3 protein-coding genes are annotated in these 4,346 nt (G+C 47.6%); all 3 read left to right on the top strand.

Annotation, left to right across the window (positions count from 1 at the left end; all coding sequences use genetic code 11):
- Positions 1-289: 289 nt before the first annotated feature.
- The 3 genes from nirD (at position 290) to QT974_RS31700 (ending at position 4,211) form a co-directional block, all read left to right on the top strand.
- A complete protein-coding gene (gene nirD / locus QT974_RS31710; RefSeq protein WP_333472347.1) occupies positions 290-649 on the top strand; it encodes a nitrite reductase small subunit NirD in 360 nt (119 codons plus the stop codon).
- A 218-nt stretch (positions 650-867) separates the two neighbouring features.
- On the top strand, positions 868-2,964 hold the full coding sequence (locus tag QT974_RS31705; RefSeq protein ID WP_333472346.1) for a HEAT repeat domain-containing protein: 2,097 nt from the start codon (positions 868-870) through the stop codon (positions 2,962-2,964).
- A gap of 167 nt (positions 2,965-3,131) precedes the next feature.
- Positions 3,132-4,211 (top strand): patatin-like phospholipase family protein, encoded by a 1,080-nt coding sequence (locus tag QT974_RS31700; protein WP_333472345.1) that lies wholly within the window; start codon positions 3,132-3,134, stop codon positions 4,209-4,211.
- The last annotated feature ends 135 nt before the right edge of the window (positions 4,212-4,346 follow it).

Genomic DNA, 4,346 nt, shown 5'->3' with positions numbered 1-4,346 from the left:
ACGCTCTTCCGATCTCCCCCCTTAAAAAGGGGGGGACAGGAGTATTATCAAAGTTCTCCTAACCCCATTAAAAAAAGGGAGGGACAGGAGTATTATCAAAGTTCTCCTAACCCCATTAAAAAAAGGGAGGAACAGGAGTATTATCTTGCGTCCCCCTTTGATCGGGGGATGCGAGGGGGATCGAGGCTCCCAGACAAACGAGAGCGCTCGTAGGTTTTAGCTAATTGTTGATACGATGAAAGCCGTAGACTGGGAACGAGATTAGTCATATTAAATTAACAGGAAAAAAATGGTTCAATCATTACAGGTTTCCGATACAGTAACAACTTGGGTAGATGTGTGTTCCCTGGATGCGATCGCCCCAAATACAGGAGTTTGCGCTTTGGTGGCTGGGGAACAAGTGGCTGTTTTCCGAGTGGGAAACGGGGATGAACTGTATGCTTTGAGCAATTACGACCCGTTTAGCAAGGCTTTTGTGTTGTCCCGAGGACTTGTGGGCGATCGCAACGGCACTCTGAAAGTTGCTTCTCCCATCTACAAGCAGAATTTTAGCTTGGCTACGGGCCAGTGTTTGGACGATGAAACCGTAAAAATTCAGACTTTTAGGGTTCGGGTGACAGGATCTCGCGTGCAGGTAGCTGTTAGCTAAATTCAAAGGCTTAATTGTTCGATATCGATCCGCCACCACCCAAAGGAATTTTGGGTGGTGGCGGATTTTGCCTTGAAGCTCTCCAGAGCAAGTAGCTTTGGTATAAAATAGATTCGATCGTCGGCTGCATACTCGCCCAACTCAAAAAGGTCTAAACTAATAACAAAGATGATTTCAGATTTTCGAGACTAACAAAATCCAGGGGGCAGGAGATCGGTATGTTGTTTAAAAAAATTGTTTCCGAAAATAATCCCCAGACTGTGGCCGAGTTAATCGACGCACAACTCAAAACTGGTCAACTGACTGGGGTGGAACTTACAACACAAGTTTTCGGCCAGCACTGGCGCGACGAATCTTTACATGATTTACTCACAGAAATTGCAGCTAAGGTCGATCGAGAAACAGCGAACCAAATTATAGAATATCTGACCGCTATCAACGGTCAACAAGAAAGATTTATTAATTTTTTTCTAGCAGCAGAATGCTTGTCAAAAATTAAATGCGGTGTTAATCAAGCAACTGAAAAAAAACTGTTAAATGCTTTAAAAAAGTTATCGCAATACGGTACGGTTTTTCTGATTCTTTATCAAAGCGCTCAAGAATTGCAGGAAACTTATCAAATTCGTTATCGATCGATCGCGGCGATCGCCCAAACTTGGAAAAACGACCCGCAAACTCTGCCCTGGCTGAAAATACTAGCACACTCCAGCGACAGCGGCGAAGTCCGGGCCACAGCAGTCAAAGCCATAGCCGGCGGTTGGCCTGACGATCCAGAAATTTACCTGATGCTCAAAAACCTGGCTAAATCCGATCGAAGTTGGGCAGTGCGATCGGCCGCGATCGAAGAAATGGCTTCTGGTTGGCCCTCTAAAAGCGATACCTTGCCGCTGCTGGCGGTTCTGGCTCAATCCGATCGCAGCCCCGCCGTCCGCACCTGCGCCCTAGAACAGTTGGCCCGAACTTGGCCCGATCGCACAGATACCTTGCTGCTGCTGAGAACGGCCGCCGAATCCGACGAAAATTTGGGAGTGCGAGTCGTAGCGTGGCAAGCAATAGCCAGAGGTTGGCACAGCGTTTTAGGCACGGTGTCCCAGCTCAAAAACCTTGCCCAGACAGGAAGTTCTACCCTGCGAACAGTAGCGGTGCGCGAATTAGCAGCAGGCTGGCCCGCCGATGCCGAGGTTTGCTTGCTCCTGAAAACTCTAGCAGCCTCCGACAGTAGCGAAGAAGTGCGCACAGCAGCGATCGAAGAATTGGCCTCGCGAAAGTGGCCGGGCGAACCAGATATTTACCCGCTGCTGAAAAGTCTCGCTGAGTCGGACGCGAGTTCCACCGTCCAGCAGGCGGCTGTCCAAGGAATTGCCTCTGGCTGGCCATCTAAGCCCGAAACTCTGGCTTTTTTGCAAAATATAGCTACGAGCGATCTCGACGCCGAACTGCGCGAAATAGCCCTGCAACAGATCGCCGCAGGTTGGCCAGACAGCCCAGAAACACTGCCGCTGCTACAATCTGTTGCTGACTCAGACGATTATTGGACTGTGCGCCAAGTGGTAGTAGTCGCCGCAGCCACGTTACCGTCACCCAGTCTCGAAGTCTTTGAGTGGTTGAAAAATCTGGCTGAATCAGACAGACACATCAACGTCCGAGAAACGGCGGTGGAACAGATAGCAAGAGGCTGGCGACACAGAGGCGAGACGCTGCCTTTTCTCAAGCAACTAGCCGATTCGGAACAAGATGCTCACTTGCTGAGCGTGCTGGTGCGAGAGATAGCGCGGGGATGGCCAGAAGAGCCGGAAACCTTGCCTTGGTTGAAAATTCAGCTTGATGCTGGAGATGAGGAGGTGCGCGAAGTGGCGGTACAGGAACTCGCTCGAAACTGGCCCGATGCTGCTGAAACTTTGCGGATGCTGGAGGCTAAAGCAGAGGGCGATGAGAGTCCGGCCCTCAGACAAATCGCTTTGCAAAAGTTAGCCCGGGGGCGGACAAATGGGTCTCAAACTTTTGAGTGGCTGAAAATTAGGGCCGCCCAAGATGAAAATTCGCAGGTGCGGGCGATCGCCCTGGTAGAGTTAATTCGGGGATGGAAGGACGAACCGGGAATGTTTGAGTTTTTGCGCCGCAGAGCTCTTACCGATCCCTACGATAGAACCGGTTCTTTTGCTTACAATCCCCGGTTTACAGCACTCGAAGCAATTATCGAACATTATCCCGAAAATGCCGAAACTTTGCCATTGGTGCGATCGCTCGCAGTTTCCGACGCAGACGAGCAAGTGAGGGCTTTAGCGGGCCGCCGGCTGGGGAGCCAAGATTGGTAAACAGAAACTAATCGTCTTCTTTGATATCTGCTGCGGTTATCCGGATGATCACCTCTTTTGATGGTAGATGAATTTGCTTTGGTCTAAAAGATACTTTGCGCCGAAGCAACCAGTTCTTAGAATCAGTTTTGTTGACCATTTAAGCAAGATATCAAGGAGTACGTATTATGGGTACTAAATTCAAGAGAAGAATTCTCTCAATTGATGGTGGTGGTATTCGGGGTATTATTCCTGCGATCGTTCTCAACTACATTGAAGAGCGCACAGGAAAACGCATAGCAACAATGTTTGATTTTATTGCAGGCACTTCAACAGGAGGAATTTTAGCACTCGGTTTAACTAAACGCAACTCAGACTCTAACATCAATCATGAGCCAGAGTATACAGCGGCAGAACTTGTAAATTTCTATCACAAATATGGACAAAAGATTTTTAATGAGTATATTCCAGGGGAGCTTGATGATTTGGTACAACCCAAGCACAACCCACAAGGTAAGCAAGAAGTTTTAAAGGAGCTTCTAGGTGAAGCTAAGGTTGAAGATGCATTACGAGAAATTTTCATCACGAGCTATGATATCGAACTGAGAGCACCAATTTTTTTTACAAGCAATCGGTACGCAGAGCAACCCGATAGTCTCGATAGCCGCAAAATATGTAGGGGATTCAAAATGTTTGAGGCAGCAATGGCAACTTCTGCTGCACCGACATTCTTTCCACCCTACAAACTCGAAACAGCACATCATACTGATGAGGGATATTACGCTTTGGTAGATGGCGGAATTTTTGCAAATAATCCTTCCTCACTCGCAATGATGGAGGCGATGATTTCTTACAAAAGAAAGCAGAAAAATGCTGAAGAACTACAACGTAATGATACCCTTGTTGTTTCTTTGGGTACTGGCTCACTAACTAAGCAATATAAGTATAGAGACGTTAAAAATTGGGGACAAGCTAAATGGGCACTTCCCTTACTTAACGTTGTTCTAGATGGTCAAAGCGAATCTGTTGCGTATCAACTCAATCAGCTAATGGTGACTAAAGGAGAGAACAGAAACTACTATCGTTTTCAAACTCCATTGAGTAGCGATAATGGTCACGATCAAATGGACAACGCAAGTCCCAGTAATATTCAGTACCTAGAGGAGCGAGGTAAAAAGCTGATTGAACAGCGTCAGGAAAGTTTGGATGAGTTGTGCGAGCTTTTGAAGCAGGACACTGAACTATATTCTAACAAATCGCAAAGTTAAATCGAGATCCGGTGGGAGGATTTTTAATGGGGGCTGGATTTTATGTCTATTCATTCCCACAAAAGGGCGATCGCAAATCTCACCGCTTCCCCCATCATCGAACAGCGAACGCTCGCCGAGGCCGTTTTCTCCCAC

Origin of the sequence: Microcoleus sp. BM001215392 (genome assembly GCF_036700185.1) — a bacterium.
Lineage (GTDB): Bacteria > Cyanobacteriota > Cyanobacteriia > Cyanobacteriales > Microcoleaceae > Microcoleus.
Note: the sequence above shows the minus strand (reverse complement) of the source record. Positions and strands in the feature narration are given on the sequence as shown.

Bases quoted from the DNA above. Each gene is read 5' to 3' on its own strand.
- nirD (WP_333472347.1), top strand. From the start codon at position 290: ATGGTTCAATCATTACAGGTTTCCGATACAGTAACAACTTGGGTAGAT.
- QT974_RS31705 (WP_333472346.1), top strand. From the start codon at position 868: ATGTTGTTTAAAAAAATTGTTTCCGAAAATAATCCCCAGACTGTGGCC.
- QT974_RS31700 (WP_333472345.1), top strand. From the start codon at position 3,132: ATGGGTACTAAATTCAAGAGAAGAATTCTCTCAATTGATGGTGGTGGT.